The organism is Micromonospora sp. LH3U1 (assembly GCF_028475105.1).
Taxonomy (GTDB): domain Bacteria; phylum Actinomycetota; class Actinomycetes; order Mycobacteriales; family Micromonosporaceae; genus Micromonospora.
This window is the reverse complement of sequence record NZ_CP116936.1, coordinates 3,862,400-3,882,207: the sequence shown is the minus strand read 5'-3', so window position 1 is coordinate 3,882,207 and position 19,808 is coordinate 3,862,400. Positions and strand designations below refer to the sequence as shown.

Sequence of the window (19,808 nt, the reverse complement as noted above, 5' to 3'; positions counted from 1 at the left end):
CGCCGACCGCTGCCGATACCGCAAACGTCAACGGGCGGGCAGTGCGGCGGTGACCCGGATGGCCTTGACGATCGCCGGGATCGAACCGATCAGCAGCACCAGCCCCCAGATGATGGCGATCACCGCGAAGATCAGCGCCGCCACGTCGTCGACGATGCTGACCAGGATCACCGGCACCAGGTTGTGCAGGAACTCCAGCACGACCGTGCACAGCAGCGTGGTGAGGATCAGCAGCACGAGACCCTTGTTCTGCAGGAAGCGCGGCTGGGCGAGCACCAGCAGCCCGGCCCAGAGCAGCTTGAGCAGCAGCACCAGCCCGAGCAGCACCGCCGCCTCGCCGACCGGGAAGAACCCCCACAGGGCCAGGTACGCCAGCGTGCCGAACGGGACGGCCAGAAACAGCGAGACCATGATCATCAGCTCCACGAACGCGATGATCAGTGCGATCAGCCCGACGATGATCAAAATGATCGAGAAGATCAGGCTGGCGACGCCCTGCACCCGGCCCTGAACGCGTTCGGGCAGCAGCAGGCCCAGGCAGAACAGCCCGGTGCTCCAGACCGCCACCGCGTCGATCAACGCCAGGTAGCCGGTGCCCCGGCCGGACGGCTCGCTGACCCCGGCCACGTCGCCGAGCTCCACGTCCAGCGCTCCGGCGCTGTCGGCCAGCGCCGCGCCGGCGTCGGCGCCGCCGAGCAGCAGCCCGGCACCCAGCTCCACGCCGATCGCCAGGACGATGGCGAGCATGGCCAGCAGCAGGAACGGCTTGCGCAGGTCTCCCACGTCGGCACCTCCCTCTCGATGCTTCTCGCCTCAGGACGCGGCGACGGTGACCGTGCAGCCACCGAGGCCGGGACAGCGCACGGCGACCTCGGTGGCCTGGTCGACGGCGACCTTCGCCACCGCGCCGGTGCCGTCCGACGCCGGCTCGACCTCGTCGCTGATGGTCAGGTCGGCATCGCCCGGTGCCGGCGCGGTGACCGTGAAGCGCGCCGGGCTGCGCAGCACCAGGGTGCGCAGCCCGCCCGGGTCGGCGACCCGCAGCACGCAACTGCCGGAGAACACCAGCTGACCGGGCTCCTCGAAGCAGTCGGCGCTGACCGTGGCCGGGTCCACCGAAGCGCGCTCGCCACCCAGCGCGCCCAACCGGTCGACGAACCCGTGCCGGGCACCCGGATCGCCCCGGTCGCCACGACCCGCGCCGACCGCGACCACGAACAACGCCACCAGTAGGACGGCGAACAGCCCCAGCAGCGCCTTCTGTCGGCCACTCATCGCGCCACGGCCTGCGCCACGATCTCGGTGAACCGGAACGTGTCCACCCCGGCGAAGTAGGAACTGGTGCCCTGCGTCTTGCCGACCACCAGCAGCGTGACCCGGTGCGCGCCCTTGGTGAGCTGGACCGTGCCGACGTCCAGGAACTCCGTCTTCTGCACGGTCGGCGTGAAGCCGAGGAACGTGCCGCCGATCTGGCTGCCGTCGATGGCGAAGACGGTGTTGGCGTAGTCGGGGGCCGTGGTGCGCACCGTCGCGAACCGCCAGGTGCCGTCGGCCGGGATCTGCACCGTCACGGTGACCTGATCGCCGATCGCCAGCCCCGTGAAGAACAACTGCTTGTTCTCGGACCAGGTCACCCCGCAGCAGTTGGGCTGGGCGCCCACGGCCGCCTTGCTGCTCTGCGGTGACTCGACCACCGCGGCGTCCACCAGGCTCTCCGCCTCGACGGTGACCACCCGCGGCTCGCCGGGGGCCGGCTCGCCGTCGCGGGTCAGCAACACCACCCCCACGGTCACCACCACCAGCACCAACGCCGCCGCCGCGGCGATCCACAGCCACGGGGTACGCCGTGGCGGCGCCACCGCCCGCACCTCGTACGTGACCCGCCCGCTGGAGCGGGAACTCTCCTCCGGCGCGGTGTTCGCCGAGTACGCGAACCCGGTCATGTCGTAGCGGCGAGGCGGGGTACCCGCCGGCACGGCGAGCTTGACCAGGAACGACACCGAACCCTGGCCGGGGACCACCCGCTGCGGCTCGGCGACGGTGAACCACGCCCGCTGAGAGCCGTCACCGGGCGCCACGTCGAACACCACCGTGTCCGGTGCGTTGCCCGGGTTGGAGACGGTGAAGGTCAGCTCGCCGCTGTTGCGCGGGTCGAGGGTGAACTGCTCGGCGGCGGCGACGACCGCCCACTCGGTGGTCATGATGACTCCTCTTCCAGGACGATCTCGACGGTGGTCGAGGCCGGTTTCTCCGCCTCGACGATGCGGGTGATCACGGCGAGCTGGCCGGCGGCGGCGGCCGGCACCCGTACCACGACGTGGAAGGGCTGCTCGGCCGGTTCGTCGATCGCGAAGCCGGGCATCCCGGTGGCCAGCTCAAGAGCCCTGCGCATCCCGTACGGGGTGCCGCGCCACCGGGCCAGCAGCGCGGCGTTGGCCACCAGGTCGCGCAGCCGGCCCACCGGCAGCGGCAGCGGGGCGTCCGGCCGGGGCGAGGCCACCACGTGGTCCATCGCCACCCAGCGGGTCAACTGCACGACCATCCCGTCCGGCGCCCGGTACGGGTCGAACAGGGCGTCCACCTCGGCGAGGATCGCCTCGTCCGGGGCGTGCAGCCCCTCCATCACGTCCAGCAGCGCCCAGAGCACGCTGCCCGGCACGCAGGCCCGCTGATAGGCGGCGGGCAGCAACCGTTCAATCGCCGAGCGTCGCATCCTGGCGCACCACCTCGATGTCGTGCTCGCCGGAGCAGAGCAGCCAGGTATCCGGGACGGTCACCACGTCGGCGGTGGCCTGGTTGGCGCTGGGCATCCAGTCGACGGCGTCGGCGCTGCGGTGCACGCCGCGTTCGCCGCCGGCCAGGATCAGCCGCTCCGCCGCGCCGGAGCTGCCGGTCGCGTGGCCGCCCGCGCCCCCGCTCACGGCAATGGCGTCGACCGGCACGAACCGGGTCCGGTCCCGCAGCGGCAAACCGCAGTTGACCATCACCGCCTGCCACTGCGGCTGAGCGGCCAGGGTGTCCAGCCGCAGCACCCCGCCGCTCTGCGTGGCCGCCACCGCCTGTTGGCCGGCGAACGCGAGATCCCGGCAGGTGCCACCGATCCAGCCGGCCTGCATCGACTGCCACTTCACGTCGGACTCGAACAGCCGGGTGCGGTGACAGCCCTGGCCGGGCTTCTTCGGGTCCGGCTCACCCGCGCCGCTCCACAGCAGGGTGGCCGGGCCGTCGTACTGCACCGCCAACACCCGGTTGTCCACGTTGGAGAGGCCGACATGCGTGAAGCTGCCGGGTCGCCCGCCAGCGGTCGACAGGTACACCCCGAAGCTGGCCTGCGCGGCCACCGCCACGCCCGGCACGCCCCGTTCCGAGACGAACGCACGCACCGCGTAGAACCCCCGGTCGGCGTCGGACGGGTCGACCAGGATCTGCAACGGCACCGCCCCGGGCAGCAGCGACACCTCGTACAGGCCCGTGTCGGTGGCCACCAGCAGCGCGCCCGCGCCGTCGCGGTCCAACCAGGCCACGTCGGAGATCCGCGCGTCCAGGTCGGTGAGCAGCGACCACGTCTCGCCCAGGTCGGTGCTCAGGTGCACCCGGGAGCCGCCGGAGGCGCGCAGCGTCACCACGGCCACCGAGCCGGGGCGTGCCACGATGCCCGGTCGTACCGGCGCGGGCGCGGGCGCCACCCGCAGCACCGTCTCACCGTCGAAGCGGCCGGCCGGCTCCCAACCCGCGCCGCCGTTGCTGGAGCGGAACAGCACCGGTCCGCGCCCGGCATACCAGGTGCGGGGCTGGTACTGGTCGACGGCGAGGGCGCGTACCTCCGCGTCGGGCGCCTCGTCGACCACGAAGCGGACCGACTCGACGTAGCGCACACCCGGCTCGGCGTGCTCCAGCAGCCGATAGACGTTGGACGCCCGCAGTGGCTCGCCGAACGGCCAGCCGGTCGGGTTGAGCGCGGTGGGCAGCGGGCTCAACGTCTGGTGCAGCCGGTCGTGGATCCGGCGACGGACCGCGTCCACGTCCTCCTCGCGGCGGACCACCACCCGGGCCCGTACCGACACCGCCTTGAAGCGGGCCCAGGTCGCCCGGGAGCGGATACCGACCATCCGGCGTTCCTCCAGGTCGGACTCCACCCGGCGCCGCGCCTCGGGCACCTCGTGCTCGCGCAGCACCGCCACCGGCAGCCGGCCACCCGGTCGGGCCGCCGGAGGCACGTACGGCACCAGCACCACCTCGACCTCGCCCGGCCGCGCGAAGCTGTAGACCGCGGCGCGGGTGAACGCCCGTGCCCTCGCCACCGCGCCTGAGCTGGTCGCGAGGACCTCGAAATCGCGGGCGGTGACCGCCCGCTGCTGGGCGAAGAACTCGTACGGGCCGCGCAGCAGCACCGACTCCAGCGCCTCCACCTCCCGCCCACCGGCCGCCGGCGCGGGGTTGTCGACGCGTACCCCCGGTAGTGGGTCGCGCAGGCTGGTCAGCGTGCCCGCCGCCACGTTGCCGGTGGGCCCGCCGCCGGCCCGGTACCAGAGTCGGATCTGCCGCCCGGCCGGCGGCACGGCCGCCACGGTCACCGGCGCCAGGCCGCTCACCGCGGCCGGTTCGGGCGCGGCGTCGCCCGGTGCGGCGTGGGTCGCGGCGGCGGGCGGTCGCAGGTCGAGGGCCGGGGCGAAGGTGACGGTGCCCGAGCAGCGGTCCACCAGGTACGCCTTGGCCTGCGGACCCAGCCCGGCGAAGCTGTCCACCGGTCGCCAGATCTCAAACGTGCGGCCGTCGTGCTCGCGGGCCGCCGCACCCAACTCGACGGTGCCGGCCGGCACCTCCACGCCGAGCAGCAGGTCCAGCGGTTCGGCGGTGTGCGCCAGCGGGGCGTGGGCGGCCCGCAGCACCTGACCCGGTTGGCCGGTGCCCACACCGAGCAACTCCGCCTCGACCGGTTCGCAGTGGTGCATCCGTACCGTCACCGACGCCTCGCCGGCGGCCAGCAGCGTCGGCTCGGTGGTGACGAACACGACCGGGCGGGGATCCGCGCCACGGGCCGCCGCGACCCGCAGACCGGCCGGGATCCGAATCGCCGCGCGGTCGGTGCCGCTGCGGGTGAACTGGACGTCCGCCCAGGCCGCGGTGGGTGCGTGTCGGGCGACCCCGAGCAGGTTCAGAAACGAGACGTACGCCTTCTCCGGCAACTGGTTCAGCCGGTAGATCATCACCTCGGTCAGGTGCGCGAACGCCTCCACCAGCGCCATGCCGGGGTCGTGCGCCGACAGATCGGTCCACGCCGGGCAGGACTGCCGGATCCGTTCCCGGGCCTCGGTGACCAGGTCGAGAAAGCCGCGATCGTCCAGGTGCGGCACGGGCAGCGTCATGACGGTCCTCCCTGTGCGGGCTCGTCGACTCCGAGCAGGTCCACGGAGAAGACCAACTGCCCGGGCGTCAGGCTCGCCCGCACCCGGTAGTCCAACCGGATCACCAGCCTCCACGCGTCGTCCGGGTCCGGCCCGGCGTCCACGTCGATCACCTCGACCCGAGGCTCCCAGCGGGCGATGGCCTGCCGGACGTAGTGGATGGCCAGGCCGGCTGTGGTGTCGTCGTTGGGCGCGAAGACCAGCCGGTGCAGCCGGGAGCCGTACCCGGGTCGCATCAGCCGCTCGCCCGGCGTTGTCGACAAGAGCAGGAACAGCGCCTGTCGTACGCTCTCGTCGCCCTCGGTCATCGCCAGGCCGCCGGCCGCGGTGAGCGCCAACCCGCCGGCACGGCCGGCGTCGAAGCCGGCGCCGACGAAGCGGAAGGCCCTCATCGGTCCGCCCCCAGGAACTGCTGTCGCGGGTCCCGCACCGTGTGCTTGATCAGCCCCGGCGGTGTGCCGTTGGTGAACCCCTCCAGGTGCGACAGCACCACCCGGTGCCCGTCGACGCGGATCCAGTCGCTGTAGCCGACCCGGACGGTCAGCGTCTTCGTGCACGGCTTGATGGTCGGGCCGTAGTTCGGGCAGGCGATGATCTTGCGTCCCTCCGGGTCGTCGTCCACCAGCACGGGCACTTCGGTGACGGTCACCCACTGCTGCGAGGGCCGGTTCTCGACCCGGCCGTCGTGATCGCAGAGGATCACGGAGTCACGGTGGATCCAGCGCATCAGCCGCCTCCTTCGTGGTGGGCGCGGGCGAGCGAACGGGCCTGCCGCGCCGCGGTCGTCGGGTCCTCGGTCGACTCGGCGTGCAGGAAGTCCACGCTGCGGGCACGCACCACCATGGCCCGGCCGGGCGCCGAGATCACCAGGTCGGACGCCGCGTGCAGCGTGGCCAGATCGGGGGTCAGTTCCAGGAAGCTGCCGCCCTCGGTGGCCAGCCGCAGGCTGCGCTGCACGTCGTCGACGACGATCGACTGCCCGCCGGCCGTGCGCAACGTCCAGCGCCGCGCCCGGCCGTCGTCGATGCCCGCGTCGTACGGCTCGACGGCACCGAACAGCGAACCGAGCACGATGCCCGAGGCCGGCTCGCCGCCGGGCAGCACCACCAGCACGGTGTCGTCCGGATCGGGGAGTGCCACCAGTCCCTTGCCGCGCCCGGCACCGGGGCAGAGCACAGCGAGCCAGCCGGCGTCCAGGTCCCCGTACGCGGGGAGGGTCAGGCGGACCCGGCCCAGCCCGTCCGGGTCGGCGACGTCGGTGACGGTGCCGAGGGTCACCACGGCACCGGCGCTCGAAACGCTGGGCGGCGCGGCGGGTGGCACCGTGGAGAACCGGGTCAGGTGCCCGTTGCCGTCGACGGTGTGCACCACCTCGGTCAGCACGTACGCCCCGGCGACCGGGTCGGGCACACCGCTCAGGTCGACCCGTCGTCCCGGTCGTAGTGCCGGATCACCCGCGGCGACGCCCTCGGCGGTGACCAGCGCCGCCGCGCGGGTGTCCAGTCGCGCCTGGGCCAGCGCCGCCAACTCGTCGTCACTGCGGCCGGGCTGGTCGACGGCGGTGCGGACCCCGTCGGCTCCCACGTCAGCCGGGTCCGGGCGGTCACCCGCCGGCCGTCCGCAGCGCGCCTCGTCGGCCTGCTGGCTGATCACCTCGGCCCGCTGGGGGTGCCAGCCCAGCGCCGCGCTGGCACCGCTGGCCTGGTCGGCGTTGGTGGACAGCCGCAGGGTGTGCACGCTCGCGCCGAGGGCCAGCGGGACAGGCTCCCCGTAGCCGGCGAGCGTGATCAGCCGGACCCCGCCGTCGTCGGCGGCCAGGTGCAGCCCGGCCCGGCCGGCCACCTCGCGCAGCAGCTCCAGGTCGCTGTGCCGGTGCTGCAGCAGCCGCTCCAGCCGGGGCCCGTCGACCTCCGCCGTCACGTCCAGCCCCACCTCGCCGCACAGCTCCCGGGCCAGCTCGACGGCGGTCACCGAGGTGAAGACCCGCAGCCCCTGTCGCTTACGCAGCCGATGCAGCGGGTCGTACGCCCGCAGCCGCAGCACCGCCGCCCCGTCGGCGGCGTACTCGACCTCCACACACGTGACCTCCCCGCTGAACAGGGCGTCGGTGTGATCGGCGAGTCGCACGTCGAGCGTCGTACCGGGGCGGACCGCCGGGTCGAACGCTCCCGCCCCGGCGGTGGTGGCGAGCACCAGTTCGGCCTGTGTGGGCTGGTCGAGGCGCGCCGCCACCCGCAGCGAGCGGACCCGTTGACGGGCCGCACCGGCCAGTTCGGCGCCGTCGAGCAGGACGATCAACGCTCGGGGCGCGACGCTTGTCACGGCGTACCCCCGGGGCCTGGGTTGGTGCTGGTCGGTGCGGGCCCGGTCGACGCTCCGGTCGACGCGCCCCAGGCGGCGGGCGCGGTGGCGATGGAGGCGCCCACGAACGATGCGCCGGCACCTACCGCGCCGGCCACCGCCCGCGCGACTCCGGCCACCGCACCCGCCACTGTCGACCCACCGCCGCCCGGGGCACCGGGTGGTGGGACGGCCAGGGTGGTCCCGGCCGGCACGGCGAGGGGATCGGTGATCCGGTTGTGTTCGGCCAGCAGGCGCCAGCGCAGCGGCGAGCCGAGCGCGTCGTTGGCGAGCAGGTCGAAGCGCACACCGGAACGACCCGGCTCTGCCGCGCCGTCGCCGGCGGCGATCACCGCGCTGCCCGGTGCGGCGGTCGGGGTGCTCGCCGCGGCCAGCTCCTCGGCGAAGCCGGCCTCGGCCTGATCGGCCGTCTCGGCAGCCCGGACCAGCTTCAGCCGCAGCCAGGAACGTCGGGGCGACCCGGTGCCGGTGAACGCGTCGAACCGCTCCGCCACCGCGATGATCACGCCGGGCACGTTCCAGGTCTTGCCCCAGACCAACCGGACCAGCGGCGGTCGTAACCAACCATGCTCGGCGGTGGAGTTCTCCGCCAGCATCCACAGGGGACGGGTGAGCACCCGTACGTCGGCCGGACGGACCTGTGCCTCCACGAAGTCGACGTCGAAGAGCAGGTCGAGCACCAGCTCGGTCCGGCCCCCGCCGGTGAAGACCAGCGGGTCGTCGGCCAGCCCGGACCCGGTGAGCTGTCCGCCGGCGGCACCCCGCTGGCGTACGCCGGCGAGCCGGGTCACCTGCACGGTCTCCGGGTTGAGCAGACAGTCCACCCGCTCGCCGGAGGAGTCGATGAGGAAGGCGACGCGTTCCATCAGTCGCCCGCCTGTTCCCGATCCAGCCGGCTCAGCTGGACAGCGTCCAGCGCGTCACCCGGCACGGTCCACAGCGTCGCGTCGTCCGGCAGGGCCGGCCACGGGTCGGTGACCCTCGCCTCGATCACGGACGACCACGGCCGGGTGCTCGCCGACCGCCGTTCATCGGCCCAGGTCCCGCTGATCGTGCCTGCCTCGGTGACTCGCGGTCCGGCCGGATGTCCGGCCGGATGTTTGGCCGGTTGCCCGACCCGCGCCGATTCGTCGGGCAGGGCCGGCCAGGGTCCGCCGCCCGTGGCGCTGGCCAGGTCACCGCGTGGATTCATCGTCGTGCCCCCGGCTGCCACCGTCGCACCAGCCGAGCCGGCCCCCGATGCAACCCGGCCCAGGCTCGGCCCGTCCAGGTGTCGTCCATCCGGTGCCGCACCCGTCGCCCCGCCCAGCCGCGACGTCCGCGCCCGGCCCGGTTCACCCGCGCGGCGGTCGCCCGTGGCCCCGGGCCGGCCGTCCCTGCTCCAGGTGTGGCCGTCCGCCGATCCGCCCCGGAGTCCGTCGCGATCAGTCGAGAGCCCGTCGGCACCGGTGCTGGCCGGAGGGCCGCTGCGGGGTGCGCGGGTCGCGCGCCGCGTGATCCGGGTGGGTTCGAGGTTGTCGGTGCGATGCAGGAGGTGGTTGGTGGGTGCGTCGAGCGGGTCCGGGTTCGCGGGGCGGATCAGCGGGCGGACTGTCTGAGGCGGTTCGCCTGCCCGGGGCGGCCCGTCGCCGCCCACGGCCGAGGTGTCGTCCCCCGTACCCCGTCGCACCGATCCGTCCGGTCCCGCCGCCGCGTCCGATCCCGCCGACCGTGCCGATCTCGCCGACCCGGTCGTCGCGTCCGGCCCGGTCGGTGGGTCGGCTTCGGGCGGTGACGCCGCACCCGTGCCGAACGGGCCGGCGTTGCTGATCTTCGTGCCGTCGGCTCCGTCAGCGGCCCGTGACCTGCGGCCCGGCCTCCCGGTCGCGCCCGGTGAGCGCGACCCGTCCGCCCCTCCGACCCGGCTCGCACCAGGACCGCTCCCGCCGGCCGCGCCAGTGCCGTCCGCGCGGGCGGTGCCGTCGAACGCGGGGTCCGTGGCTGGGCCCGCAGCATCCACTCCCTCCGGACCGATCGAGGCGGATCCGCCCGGCCGGTCGTCGTGGACGCTCGCGTCGTCCGAGCCGACCGGGGACCTGTCGAGGTCCAGGTCGTGCAGCAGGCCGGGCGCGTGGGCGGTGACCAGGTCCAGCCAGTGCTGCGGGGGCTCCCCGAAGCGGCGGGGTGCTGCCGTGGGCGCCTCCGACGGCGGGAGTTGCCCGGCTGGCTCGACCCGCCCGGCGAGGCGCTGTACGGCCCCGGCGGCCGAGCGCAACCGGCCGGCCAGCCAGCTACGCGGGTGTCGGCGCGGTGGCACCGCCGGTCTCCAGCTCCAGGCCCTCGTAGCGCAGGGTCAACGAGGCGATGGCGATCTCGTGGCTGAGGGTGTTGAGGTGCGCGCCGCGCCACCGGGTGGGCCAGGCGTCGATCAGGTTCCACCGGAGCACCTCGGCGGTCCCGACCGAGTCGAGCAGCACCACCGAGACGTTGCGACGGTTGAGGGTGCCCTGCGCGGTGGCGTTCACCCAGTCCCACAGCTCGCGGGAGGCGGTGAGGCCGAAGTGCAGCGTCACAGGCTCGTACTCGGCCTGCCCGGGCACCATCCGCATCCGGCCGAGGCCGTGCTCCCGGTACGCCTGCCCGGGGATGTTCACCTCCAGCCCGGTCATCTCGGTGAAGTGGCCGTTGGTGACGCCGTTGATGAGCAACCGGAAGTTGTACGCCCGGTACGGGTCGACCGGGGCGCCGGGCTGTGGGGTGGCTGTGGTGGGCATGTCAGCCTCCGATCGTCTCGGTCTCGGTGCCGCCGGCCCACTGGCTCAGCTTGAACACCACGAATTCGGCGGGCTTCACGACAGCGATGCCGATGTGGGCGATCACCATGCCCGCGTCGCGGACGTCCGGCGGGTTGGTCTCCTCGTCGCACTTGACGAAGAACGCCTCCTCGGGGCTGCGCCCGAGCAGCGCGCCGTCCCGCCACACCCGGGTGAGGAACGCCCCGATGTCACGCCGGATCGAGCGCCAGAGGGTGAAGTCGTTGGGCTCGAACACCATCCACCGGGTGCCGTTGGCGATGGCCTGTTCGATGGCGATGCTGAGTCGCCGTACGTTGAGGTAGCGCCACTCGCTGGCCTCGGCGGCGAGCGTACGGGCACCCCAGACCCGGATGCCCTCGCCGGCGAAGTAGCGGATCACGTTGACGCCTTTGGGGTTGAGCACGTCGTGTTCGGGTCGGGTGACCAGGTAGCCCAGATCGACGGCACCGCGCACGGGTTCGTTGGCCGGTGCCTTGTGGACCCCGCGCAGGGCGTCGGTGCGGGCCCAGATGCCGGCCAGGTGCCCGCTCGGCGGGGTGAGTTCCAATTCGCCGCTGATCGGGTCGCGGACCCGCAGCCACGGGTAGTAGAAGGCGCCGAACTCGGACTGCCGGGGCCGGTACGCCGCTCCCTCGTGTCCGCCCGAGCCGCCAGGCCCGGCCGAGCCGCCGCCCGAGCCGGCAGGAGCGCCGGCCGCACCGCCGCCCGTACCCTCGGCGGGCTTGGGGGGTTTGCCGGAGGACGGCGTGGCGACCCGGGTCAACGCGGAGATGTCGTCGATGTCCGGTGCCGGGTCGCAGATCGCGACCATGGTGCGGGTGCGCTCGGCCATGCTGAGCAGAGCCTCGTGTGACACCACGTCGTGGAAGCCGGGCGCGGCGATGATGGAGATCTCGTCGACGGCCTCCAGCAGTTGCAGGCCGCCGCGCCGCTGTCCGGTGCCGGTGATCGCGCCACCCTCGCCGACGTTGACGATCCAGCAGCGGGCGCCCCCGTTGTCCAGGAAGCCGAAGACCGCCCGGGCCAACGGGGTGCTCTCCACCCGCTCCCCGCCGGCGAAGAGCCGCAGGAACTCCGTCCAGTTGTTGACCGGCACCGCCCTGCCCAGTTGGGCAGAGCGGTCCGGGGCGACGCCGACGAAGGCGGCGATGCTGGTACTCGCCGGGCCGATCGGTCGGGCGCCGCTGGGGACCTCCTCGACATAGATGCCGGGGGAGAAGTAGCTGGGCATCGGTCCTCCAGTGCGGGTGGGCGTCAGTGGGTCGGTGGCGCGCAGACGATGACGATGTCGGGTTCGGCGGGATCGACGTCGGCGGTGAGGATGAGCCCGCGCCCGGTCAGCCGGAGCCGGATCGGGCTCGGGTGCTCGGGGTCGTGCGGGACGCCGACGATCAGGAACCGGCCGTCGGGGTCGGTGCGGGTGGCGGACCCGGTGCCGGGAAGTTCGACCCGCATCGCCGCCAGTGGTTGGTCCTCGGGACCGACGACGCGGCCGTTGAGGGTGCGCACCTCGAGTTGCCGCAGCCGCAGCGGTTGCAGCACCGGCGGAGCGGCCGGGGTCGGGTGGTCCACCTGCGCGGGTACGTCGATCAGCAGCGCCGGGCGGGGAGTCGCGCCGAACGCCGTCCAGAGTGGTGGGTCGCCCGCCTCCAGGACGACCGGGTAGCTGCCGTCGCTGGTCGCGGCGGTGAGCACCCGGTCCAGCCGGGGCAACCCGGCCGGCCCGGTGACGCAGAGGAGATAGCGGACCGTGAACCGGTACGGTTCGCGGACCGCGCCGCTGGAGCGGGTCTGCCGGGCCGGGCGCAGCTCCATCGGCCAGAGGGTGAGCCCGGCGGCGTCGCCGTCGGCGCGGGGCGGGCCGATCGGGACGGGTTCCCCCGCCGCGCTGGTCAGCCAGGCGGCCAGCTCGGCGGTGGCCGTCTCGATCGGTCCGCGCCCGTCAGTGGTCATCGCGGCGGCGTCCCCTGGATCCGGTACGCGATGGCCTCGTTCCACACGTGCGGGTAGACGCCGATCTCGAAGTACCGGGTGAACCGGTTGATCGGGGCGTTGGTGTGGTCGTGGTAGAGCAGCCACACCGGGGCGATGGTGAACAGGACATAGTTGGCCAGCACCAGCGGGATGTAGAGCGGGCCGAGCAGACGACCCTGGAAGATGTGCACGTCCTCGTGCCGCTGGATGCCCGAGCTGGAGCCCGCGCAGACCGTGCCGATGGTGGTGGCGTAGCGGGGCGAGACCCCCTCGACCACGCTGACCCGGCCGCTGCCGGACGAGGTGGGCCGGTCCAGCGAGTGCCCGAAGATCAGGTGCACGGCCAGGTAGATGGCGCCGACGACCGTGTTGAGCAGGCTCCAGGTGTGGTCGACGACGAAGAGGAAGATGCCGCGGGCGTCCGCCGCGTACACCCCGGCGGAGGCCACCGACCAGCCGAAGACCGCGCCGACCAGCAGGCCCACGACGGCGCCGATCAGCAGCCCGATCGGGCCGCCGGCGAGGAAGCCGAACAGGGCGCCGAAGCCGACCTGGACCGCCGCGCTGATGATTCCGAAGACCATGACGTCACCCCTCAGACCCAGGAACGGAAGACTCGGGGCTCACGACCCTGCGCGACCTGCGTCGGCGACGGTTGGGTCGCCTGCCGGTTGCCGGGCGGGAACTGGTTGACGCCGAGCGCGGCGGAGAAGATGACCAGCGCGTTGAAGAACGCGATGACCCATTTCTCGCCGCCGGCGTCGTCGGCGAACGCCGCTGTCACGTAGGACAGCAGGAGCGCGATGGCGATGGCGATCCACTTGCGGAGCTTGTCGCCGCTCGGGCCGATCAGCCCGCCGATGACGTTGGTGGCCAGCAGGGTGGCGGCGCTCGCGCCGGCGATGCTCCCCAGGGCTGCCCAGGTGAAGAGATCGTTCACGGCGATCCCCCTTTTCTGCGATGGTGCGACCGGGATGTGGTGGTGGTGAGGTCCGGTGCTCCGGGCGGGGAGCACCGGGGCCGGTCGCCGTCGTCTCGGGGGCGGCCGGGGCCGGGCGTGGCCGGCTGAGCCGGCCACCAGGTGGATCAGCCGGGCCCCGGGGCGCCGGCGGGCGGGCCCGGCGCGGTCGGTCCCGGCGCAGCCGGCGCCGCGGGGTGACGGCGGCGCAACAGGAGTACGACCACCGCGGCGAGCAGCAGCAGGAGGAGCGCTCCGCCGACGATGAGCAGCCAGGGGAACCCGCCTCCGTCGCCGGCGGCGGCCGGCGAGGCGGACGGTCGAGGTGGCGCCTCGGCCACGGCACGCAGCTCGGTCGGCTTGTCCTGGTTGGAGTCCACCTTCCAGCTGACCGACCGGCCGTTGACTGTGCCATTGCTGTCGATCACTCGGCCGGGAAACGTCACCGAGATCTCAAACGACATCAACTTGAGGAATGCCTGCTGCTGCTGCGGATTCTGCTGCGCCACCTTTCCGCCGTATTTCGACGGATCGAGCGGCAACGTGAAGCGATACAGATCGCCGTCCCGGACCAGTTTCACGCTCTCCGTGTCGAAACCTGCCAGCGGCGCCTTACGGTAAGCGATCTGGGTGCCGAAGAGTTTGTCGTCCTGGTAGCCGGTCTCTTCGCCTGCCGGCAGGGCGGGAATGTTCTGCCGCAGCTCCGCGAAGGCCGCCGGGATGTTCTTGTTCCGCGAGCTCAGCAGGGACTTCTGGGCCGTCAGCAGCAACTGCCCGTCGACCGTGTCATCGGCGTTGACGGTGAGACCCATGTTGAGTTGCATGCAGCCGCTCAGCGCGGCGAGAAGGAGAAGACACACCGCGACGCGGAGTGCCTTACCGCGGTTGACTCTCCTGTTCATGGGCTCAGTGTGTGTGATCGCTTTCACCATGAGCAGTCAGCGATCGGTCACAACGCAGTCGCCGATTGTACCGACGGACTGTCATCTTTGAATGAGCCCGAAGAAGGCCCGAATGGCTATTCTGGAGTTTTGGGCCGACGACGGTTCCTCGTCGGCCGTAGGGTGATCGGATGAACGTGATCGCGTGCGTAATGCTGGTGGATCCCGACGGGCAACTGCTGCTGCAACTGCGCGACGGCAACGCGACGCACCACCCGAACGTCTGGGGGCTGCCCGGCGGCCACGGCGAGCCGGGGGAGACGCCGGAGCAGACCGCCGAGCGGGAGCTGTGGGAGGAGACCGGCCTGCACGCTGACGGGCCGCTGCACCCGATCGCCGTGCAACCGCTGCCCGAACTGGATCGGGTGAAGCACTACTTCCTCGGTCTCACCCGGGCACGGCAGGAGGACGTCGTCCTCGGTGAGGGCGCGGCGATGGTCTTCGTGGCCGGCGACGAAGTGCTCGACGGCCGCGCCTGGACTCCGGGCACCGTCGAGGTGCTGACCGAGTTCCTCGCCTCACCCGAGTACGCCGCGGCGGTCACCGGCCGGACGCCCACGGGGTCGGCTCAACCCGCCGGAGGTCGCCAGTCCGCGTAGCGGGCCATGCCCGGTTGGCGATCGTGTCGCTGGCACGCCGGGCGGGGCGCGGAGCAGCCCCCCGGTGAGCAGGTCCGTCGCGTGATCGGAGACGATCGCCTCGGGTGCCGTGGGTTGGCGGCGTGGTGCCGGGCCGGGTTGCGGTAGACCGGCCAGCGCGTTGGAGGGTGGGTGGCGATGAGGCGGTTCAGCGGCCTGCGGACGGCCGGTGGGCGGCTTCGACACGGCTGGCGGCCGGTGCTGGAGGCGACCGTCGCCGCGACCGTGGCCTGGCTGCTGGCCACCCGGTTGCTCGGGCACCCGCAGCCCTTCTTCGCGCCGGCCGCAGCACTGATCGTTCTCGGTCAGGCCCGGGGCCAACGCATCCGCCGGGCCGTCGAGGTCGTCCTCGGGGTCGCCGCCGGGGTGCTCGTCGCGGACCTGGTGGTGCAGGCGCTCGGCCCGGGCAGCACCTGGACGGTCTTCACCGTCATCCTGCTCACCGTCCTGCTCGCGGTGGCCTTCGGCGCCACCGGCGTGACGCTGGTGCAGGCCGCGGTCTCCGCGCTCTACCTGGTGGTGGTCGCACCGCCGGACGGGTCGTTGGTGCCGTTCCGCTTCGTCGACGCGCTCATCGGTGGCGCGGTAGCACTCGCGGCCAGCCTGCTGGTCGACGCCCGACGCCCGCTGGCACCGCTTGTCGCCGAGGTACGGCGGACCTTCGACGAGTTGGCCGGGCTGCTGGGCGGGGTCGCCGACGCGCTGGACCACCGCGACGAGGCCGCCGCGGTCGCCGCGCTGACGCAGGCCCGGGGGATGGACGCCCGGGTGGACGGGCTGCGCGACGGGGTGCTGGCCGCCGGTGAGGCGCTGCGGCTCAACGTACGGCGGCGCCGGCACATCGGTCGGCTGAGGTCGGTGGACGAGTCGATCCGGCAGATCGACTACGCGGTCCGCAACGTGCGGGTGCTGGCCCGAGCCGGTGTGACACTCAGCCGGCTGCGCACCCCGGCCCCGCCCGAACTGGGCGCCGCCCTGCGGTCGCTGGCCGAGGCGGTCCGCCAGGCCGGTGCCGCCCTCGCCGCCGACCTGGACGGGCAGGACGAGACCGCCGACCAGCACGCCACCCGGGCCGACGAATCGGCGCTGGCCGCCGTGCACACCGCCGGGCAGCTCTTCGGCTCGACGCAGACCCTCCCACTAGCCATGATCATCGGTCAGGTCCGGGCTACGGCAATCGACCTGCTGCGTGGCGTCAACCCCGAGGACGACGTCGCCGTCCTCGCCCGCGTCGACGAAGCCCTGGGCCTCCCCGCCGTCTGACCAAGACCACGCGAGGCTCTCCCAGCGCCTGCCCTGGCCGCTGACCAGGCCCCGCCTCCCCGCGCCCCCGCCCCGCCCCGCCCCTGCCCCGCCCCGCCGCCGTCGATCATGGACTTGTGGTGCCTCGCATAAGCCGCGTAAGGCCGTCAATCGCCCACCACAACTCCATGATCGACGGGGACGGGGACGGGGACGGGGACGGGGACGGGGATGGGGATGGGGACGGGGGCGGGGCGGGGGTGGGGGCTGGACCGGGTCAGGGTGGGGTGGTGAGCCAGGTGGTGGCGGCATCGCGGATCGGGGTGGGGACGTCGTGGCCGCCGTGGAACTCCTCGTAGCTGACGTCGTAGCCGAGGTCGTGCAGGTGGGGGACGAGTCGGCGGCTGCACACGTCGATGGGCAGCACCCGGTCGTCCACACCGTGCGACACGAAGATCCGTGGACGGCCGTCGGTGACCGGTGGCGCGGCGAAACCAGGGGAGAAGGCCACCACCGCATCGATCAGGTCGCCGTTGGCCAGGCCCAGCGACAGCGCGTACGAGGCGCCGTCGGAGAAGCCGCCGAGCGTCACGTCGTACACCGGGTAGCCGTCGAAGACGGTCGCCAGCAGCCCGTCGATGCGCCCGACGTCCGCCCCGAAGCCGCCGGCGATCAGATCCCAACTGGCCGCCGACGACTGCGGAGCGACCAGCAGCAGGTGATGTGCGTCCGCGACGGGCAGCAGCAGGTCCAGCCCTTGCCGCGCCGAGCCGCCCGCACCGTGCAGGAGCAGCACCAACCGGTACGGCGAAGCGTCGGCTGCCGGCTCCGGGACGTACGCCAGAGCCACCCGGCCACCGTCGGGGCCGGTCATCGGCACGAGCCCGGTGGGACCCGGCGTCACCGGCGGGTGGGGTCGTGTGGCCAACCGGCCGTGCCGAGGACCCTGCGCCGGGTCCCGGTGCGGCGGCGCGGAGTCGGACACGGGTCACCACTCCTCGCGGTCGACGCAACGTCCGACGCGGTTACCCGTCCCGCCACGAGTTAAGCGGCGGCGACCTCAGGCGCTGGCCCGGGCCACCAGGGCGGACGGAAAGAGGGTCACCCGAGCGGTCGGACGTCCGTCCAGCAGGGCGGTGGCCGCGGCGACGGCGATCCGCCCCACCGGGTGGCTCGCCGTGGTCAGCGCCGGGGTGGTCATCTCGGCCAGCGGGATGTCGTCGAAGCCGGCCACCGCGACATCGCCCGGCACCCGCACGCCGGCGTCACGCAGGCCCGCGATCACCCCGAGCGCGGTGTCGTCGCTGATCGCGTAGATCGCGTCGACGTCCGGCCAGCTGCGCAGTGCCTCGCCGGCCGCCGCCCGGCCGCGCGCCGCCGTGAAGTCCCCGGCCAGCACCCGCTCGGGCAGGCCGGCCTGGCGCATGAGTCGGCGGTACGTCTCCACGGGGCGTTGCGCGCACGGCAGCCACCGCGGGCCGGTGACCATGGCGATCCGGCGGCGACCCGTGGCGTACAGGTGACGCAGCACCGCGTCGGAGCCGGCGGCGTTGTCGACGTCGAACGATGGCACAGTCCTCGAGCCGACGCCGATCGAGACCACCCGGCCGCGTAGCGACCGTGGCACCGCCTCCAGCAGGTCCTCGGTGGTGTTGACCAGAAGAACCCCGCACACGGTGCGGTCCCCGGCGAGCTGTTCGAGACCGCGGGGGTCGCCGAGCGGCAGCCAGTGCAGCGCCACCCCGACACCGGCGGGCGTGCACACCCGGGCGGCCGAGCCGACCACCCGGTGGACGTACGGGTCGTCCAGCACCGCCGCGCTGGTCCCCAGAACGGCCACGACAAGTCGTACGCCTCCGCCGCCGCGGACCAGCGCCCGGGCGGCCGGGTTGGGCACGTAGGCGAGCTGGTCGACGGCTGCCGTGACCAGTTCCCGGGCTGCCGGCGAGGCGAACCCGGTGCCGGCGATCACCCGCGACGCGGTGGACCGGGACACCCCGGCGACCCGCGCGACGTCCTCGAGAGTGGCCGGTCGGTGTGCCGCTGCCGTCATCGTTGCCTCCTGCGGCGGCCCATCCGGTCGGACAAACGCCTGCTCACATCATGCCCTTGCCAGCCCGTGAGCGGTAAGGGGCGCTGCCGGTTGTGGTGGTAACGCTCTCAGGTGTGCGATCGTGCGAGGAGATCACCCCGAGGAAGAGGACCTGACCCCGTGAGCGCCCCCACCAGCCGACCCGTAGCCCCGGACACCGCACCGCCGCCTTCACGGGCTGTGCGGCTCGCCCGCAACGGCGTCGCTGTCACCTTCACCCTCAACGGGCTGGCCGTCGGCAGTTGGTTCTCCCGGGTGCCGGCCGTCCGCGAGGCGTTGGACCTCTCCGCCGGCCGGCTCGGGTTGCTCCTGCTGGCGATGAGCGTCGGCGCGCTGCTCGCCATGCCCACCTCCGGCCTGCTCGCCCAGCGACTCGGCGCGGCCCGCACCGTCACCCTGGCCACCGTGCTGGTCGCGGTCGGCCTGACCGTGGCGGGGCTGGGCGCCACGATGACCGGGTCGTTCGCCGTCGTCGCCGTGGGGTTGGCCGTCCTCGGCTACGGCTCCGGCGCCTGTGACGTGGCGATGAACGTCGAGGGCGCGGCGGTGGAGCGGCTGCTGGGTCGTACGATCATGCCCCGTTTCCACGCGGGGTGGAGCCTCGGTTCGGTGGCCGGAGCGGTGCTCGGCGCCGGGGCGGCCCGGTTCGACGTGCCGGTCGGCGCGCATCTCGTCGCGGTGGCGGTGGTCGTGATGACCGGCACGGTGCTCGCCGCCCGGACGTTCCTGCCCGTGGGAAGCGATCACACCGGCGACCCGGCGGACGCCACCCCGGCTGCCCGTCGCCGGGCGCAGCTCGCCGCCTGGCGGGAGCCGCGCACCCTGCTGATCGGGCTGTTCGTGCTGGTGGCGGCGTTCACCGAGGGCGCCGCCAACGACTGGCTGGCCGTCGCGTTCGTGGACGGCCGGGACCTGAGCGAGGCGGCCGGCGCGGCGGTCTTCGCTGTCTTCGTCGTGGGCATGACCGTCGGGCGCACCGCGGGCACGGTCGCGCTGGACCGGTGGGGTCGGGTGCCGGTGCTCAGCAGCACCATCGGGCTCGCCGTGGTCGGCGCCAGCCTGGCCGTACTGGCCGGCTCCGGACCGCTGGCCATCGTCGGCGTCGCGCTGTGGGGCCTCGGTGCGTCGCTGGGCTTCCCGGTCGGGATGAGCGCGGCGGCAGACGAGGAGGCCCACGCGCCGGTGCGGGTGAGCGTGGTGGCGGTGATCGGCTACACCGCGTTCCTGGGTGGGCCGCCGTTGCTGGGGCTGCTCGGCGACGACGTCGGCACCCTGCGCGCGCTGCTGGTGGTGCCGCTGCTGCTGCTACCGACCCTGCTGCTGGTGCCGGTGCTGCGTCAGCAGCACGCCGCAGAACCGTCTCCGTCAGCACACAAAAACTAACCCAGACCGCCGCCGAGCG

Annotated in this window: 21 protein-coding genes; 3 read left to right on the top strand and 18 right to left on the bottom strand. The window is 73.3% G+C overall.

Features of this window, described 5'->3' with window-relative positions; all coding sequences use genetic code 11:
• Positions 1 to 27: 27 nt before the first annotated feature.
• The 16 genes from PCA76_RS17825 to PCA76_RS17750 form a co-directional block, all read right to left on the bottom strand.
• Positions 28 to 783 (bottom strand): hypothetical protein, encoded by a 756-nt coding sequence (locus PCA76_RS17825; protein ID WP_272611560.1) that lies wholly within the window; start codon positions 781 to 783, stop codon positions 28 to 30.
• 30 nt (positions 784 to 813) lie between these two features.
• On the bottom strand, positions 814 to 1,275 hold the full coding sequence (locus tag PCA76_RS17820) for a hypothetical protein (protein ID WP_272611559.1): 462 nt from the start codon (positions 1,273 to 1,275) through the stop codon (positions 814 to 816).
• Positions 1,272 to 2,201 (bottom strand): hypothetical protein, encoded by a 930-nt coding sequence (locus tag PCA76_RS17815; RefSeq protein WP_272611558.1) that lies wholly within the window; start codon positions 2,199 to 2,201, stop codon positions 1,272 to 1,274. The genes PCA76_RS17820 and PCA76_RS17815 overlap by 4 nt, the downstream gene beginning before the upstream one ends.
• Positions 2,198 to 2,713, bottom strand: a complete 516-nt coding sequence (locus PCA76_RS17810; protein WP_272611557.1) for a phage tail protein — start codon at positions 2,711 to 2,713, stop codon at positions 2,198 to 2,200. The genes PCA76_RS17815 and PCA76_RS17810 overlap by 4 nt, the downstream gene beginning before the upstream one ends.
• Positions 2,694 to 5,366 (bottom strand): putative baseplate assembly protein, encoded by a 2,673-nt coding sequence (locus PCA76_RS17805; RefSeq protein ID WP_272611556.1) that lies wholly within the window; start codon positions 5,364 to 5,366, stop codon positions 2,694 to 2,696. Before PCA76_RS17805 ends, PCA76_RS17810 begins: the two co-directional genes overlap by 20 nt.
• Positions 5,363 to 5,797: a GPW/gp25 family protein gene (locus PCA76_RS17800; RefSeq protein ID WP_272611555.1), complete on the bottom strand. Its 435-nt coding sequence runs from the start codon at positions 5,795 to 5,797 to the stop codon at positions 5,363 to 5,365. The genes PCA76_RS17805 and PCA76_RS17800 overlap by 4 nt, the downstream gene beginning before the upstream one ends.
• On the bottom strand, positions 5,794 to 6,132 hold the full coding sequence (locus PCA76_RS17795; protein ID WP_272611554.1) for a hypothetical protein: 339 nt from the start codon (positions 6,130 to 6,132) through the stop codon (positions 5,794 to 5,796). The genes PCA76_RS17800 and PCA76_RS17795 overlap by 4 nt, the downstream gene beginning before the upstream one ends.
• A complete protein-coding gene (locus tag PCA76_RS17790) occupies positions 6,132 to 7,727 on the bottom strand; it encodes a contractile injection system protein, VgrG/Pvc8 family (RefSeq protein WP_272611552.1) in 1,596 nt (531 codons plus the stop codon). The genes PCA76_RS17795 and PCA76_RS17790 overlap by 1 nt, the downstream gene beginning before the upstream one ends.
• The gene (locus PCA76_RS17785) at positions 7,724 to 8,632 is read right to left on the bottom strand and encodes a CIS tube protein (RefSeq protein ID WP_272611551.1); all 909 of its coding nucleotides are present in this window, start codon (positions 8,630 to 8,632) and stop codon (positions 7,724 to 7,726) included. Before PCA76_RS17785 ends, PCA76_RS17790 begins: the two co-directional genes overlap by 4 nt.
• Positions 8,632 to 10,062, bottom strand: coding sequence for a hypothetical protein (locus PCA76_RS17780; RefSeq protein ID WP_272611550.1), 1,431 nt, complete (start codon positions 10,060 to 10,062; stop codon positions 8,632 to 8,634). The genes PCA76_RS17785 and PCA76_RS17780 overlap by 1 nt, the downstream gene beginning before the upstream one ends.
• The gene (locus PCA76_RS17775) at positions 10,037 to 10,519 is read right to left on the bottom strand and encodes a phage tail protein (RefSeq protein ID WP_112680064.1); all 483 of its coding nucleotides are present in this window, start codon (positions 10,517 to 10,519) and stop codon (positions 10,037 to 10,039) included. Before PCA76_RS17775 ends, PCA76_RS17780 begins: the two co-directional genes overlap by 26 nt.
• A 1-nt stretch (position 10,520) precedes the next feature.
• Positions 10,521 to 11,792, bottom strand: coding sequence for a phage tail sheath family protein (locus tag PCA76_RS17770; protein ID WP_272611548.1), 1,272 nt, complete (start codon positions 11,790 to 11,792; stop codon positions 10,521 to 10,523).
• Between the two features lie 23 nt (positions 11,793 to 11,815).
• Positions 11,816 to 12,514, bottom strand: coding sequence for a carboxypeptidase-like regulatory domain-containing protein (locus PCA76_RS17765; RefSeq protein WP_272611547.1), 699 nt, complete (start codon positions 12,512 to 12,514; stop codon positions 11,816 to 11,818).
• On the bottom strand, positions 12,511 to 13,119 hold the full coding sequence (locus PCA76_RS17760) for a glycine zipper family protein (protein ID WP_272611546.1): 609 nt from the start codon (positions 13,117 to 13,119) through the stop codon (positions 12,511 to 12,513). The genes PCA76_RS17765 and PCA76_RS17760 overlap by 4 nt, the downstream gene beginning before the upstream one ends.
• Before the next feature lie 11 nt (positions 13,120 to 13,130).
• A complete protein-coding gene (locus tag PCA76_RS17755; protein WP_272611545.1) occupies positions 13,131 to 13,475 on the bottom strand; it encodes a hypothetical protein in 345 nt (114 codons plus the stop codon).
• Between the two features lie 146 nt (positions 13,476 to 13,621).
• Positions 13,622 to 14,317, bottom strand: a complete 696-nt coding sequence (locus PCA76_RS17750) for an LppM family (lipo)protein (protein ID WP_272611544.1) — start codon at positions 14,315 to 14,317, stop codon at positions 13,622 to 13,624.
• 248 nt (positions 14,318 to 14,565) lie between these two features.
• Between PCA76_RS17750 and PCA76_RS17745 the strand changes: the two genes are divergently transcribed.
• Both PCA76_RS17745 and PCA76_RS17740 read left to right on the top strand, forming a co-directional pair.
• The gene (locus PCA76_RS17745) at positions 14,566 to 15,033 is read left to right on the top strand and encodes an NUDIX domain-containing protein (RefSeq protein WP_272611543.1); all 468 of its coding nucleotides are present in this window, start codon (positions 14,566 to 14,568) and stop codon (positions 15,031 to 15,033) included.
• Between the two features lie 177 nt (positions 15,034 to 15,210).
• Positions 15,211 to 16,335, top strand: coding sequence for an FUSC family protein (locus tag PCA76_RS17740; protein ID WP_272611542.1), 1,125 nt, complete (start codon positions 15,211 to 15,213; stop codon positions 16,333 to 16,335).
• A gap of 256 nt (positions 16,336 to 16,591) precedes the next feature.
• Here the strand turns inward: PCA76_RS17740 and PCA76_RS17735 are convergent, their stop codons facing one another.
• Both PCA76_RS17735 and PCA76_RS17730 read right to left on the bottom strand, forming a co-directional pair.
• Positions 16,592 to 17,299, bottom strand: coding sequence for an alpha/beta hydrolase (locus PCA76_RS17735; protein ID WP_272611541.1), 708 nt, complete (start codon positions 17,297 to 17,299; stop codon positions 16,592 to 16,594).
• Positions 17,300 to 17,374: 75 nt separating this feature from the next.
• On the bottom strand, positions 17,375 to 18,367 hold the full coding sequence (locus PCA76_RS17730; protein WP_272611540.1) for a LacI family DNA-binding transcriptional regulator: 993 nt from the start codon (positions 18,365 to 18,367) through the stop codon (positions 17,375 to 17,377).
• 159 nt (positions 18,368 to 18,526) lie between these two features.
• Between PCA76_RS17730 and PCA76_RS17725 the strand changes: the two genes are divergently transcribed.
• On the top strand, positions 18,527 to 19,789 hold the full coding sequence (locus PCA76_RS17725) for an MFS transporter (RefSeq protein ID WP_272611539.1): 1,263 nt from the start codon (positions 18,527 to 18,529) through the stop codon (positions 19,787 to 19,789).
• Positions 19,790 to 19,808: the final 19 nt, after the last annotated feature.

Coding starts and splice junctions, on each gene's coding strand:
- PCA76_RS17820 (WP_272611559.1), bottom strand. CDS start 1,275: ATGAGTGGCCGACAGAAGGCGCTGCTGGGGCTGTTCGCCGTCCTACTG.
- PCA76_RS17815 (WP_272611558.1), bottom strand. CDS start 2,201: ATGACCACCGAGTGGGCGGTCGTCGCCGCCGCCGAGCAGTTCACCCTC.
- PCA76_RS17810 (WP_272611557.1), bottom strand. CDS start 2,713: ATGCGACGCTCGGCGATTGAACGGTTGCTGCCCGCCGCCTATCAGCGG.
- PCA76_RS17805 (WP_272611556.1), bottom strand. CDS start 5,366: ATGACGCTGCCCGTGCCGCACCTGGACGATCGCGGCTTTCTCGACCTG.
- PCA76_RS17800 (WP_272611555.1), bottom strand. CDS start 5,797: ATGAGGGCCTTCCGCTTCGTCGGCGCCGGCTTCGACGCCGGCCGTGCC.
- PCA76_RS17795 (WP_272611554.1), bottom strand. CDS start 6,132: ATGCGCTGGATCCACCGTGACTCCGTGATCCTCTGCGATCACGACGGC.
- PCA76_RS17785 (WP_272611551.1), bottom strand. CDS start 8,632: ATGGAACGCGTCGCCTTCCTCATCGACTCCTCCGGCGAGCGGGTGGAC.
- PCA76_RS17775 (WP_112680064.1), bottom strand. CDS start 10,519: ATGCCCACCACAGCCACCCCACAGCCCGGCGCCCCGGTCGACCCGTAC.
- PCA76_RS17770 (WP_272611548.1), bottom strand. CDS start 11,792: ATGCCCAGCTACTTCTCCCCCGGCATCTATGTCGAGGAGGTCCCCAGC.
- PCA76_RS17765 (WP_272611547.1), bottom strand. CDS start 12,514: ATGACCACTGACGGGCGCGGACCGATCGAGACGGCCACCGCCGAGCTG.
- PCA76_RS17760 (WP_272611546.1), bottom strand. CDS start 13,119: ATGGTCTTCGGAATCATCAGCGCGGCGGTCCAGGTCGGCTTCGGCGCC.
- PCA76_RS17750 (WP_272611544.1), bottom strand. CDS start 14,317: ATGCAACTCAACATGGGTCTCACCGTCAACGCCGATGACACGGTCGAC.
- PCA76_RS17745 (WP_272611543.1), top strand. CDS start 14,566: ATGAACGTGATCGCGTGCGTAATGCTGGTGGATCCCGACGGGCAACTG.
- PCA76_RS17740 (WP_272611542.1), top strand. CDS start 15,211: ATGAGGCGGTTCAGCGGCCTGCGGACGGCCGGTGGGCGGCTTCGACAC.
- PCA76_RS17730 (WP_272611540.1), bottom strand. CDS start 18,367: ATGACGGCAGCGGCACACCGACCGGCCACTCTCGAGGACGTCGCGCGG.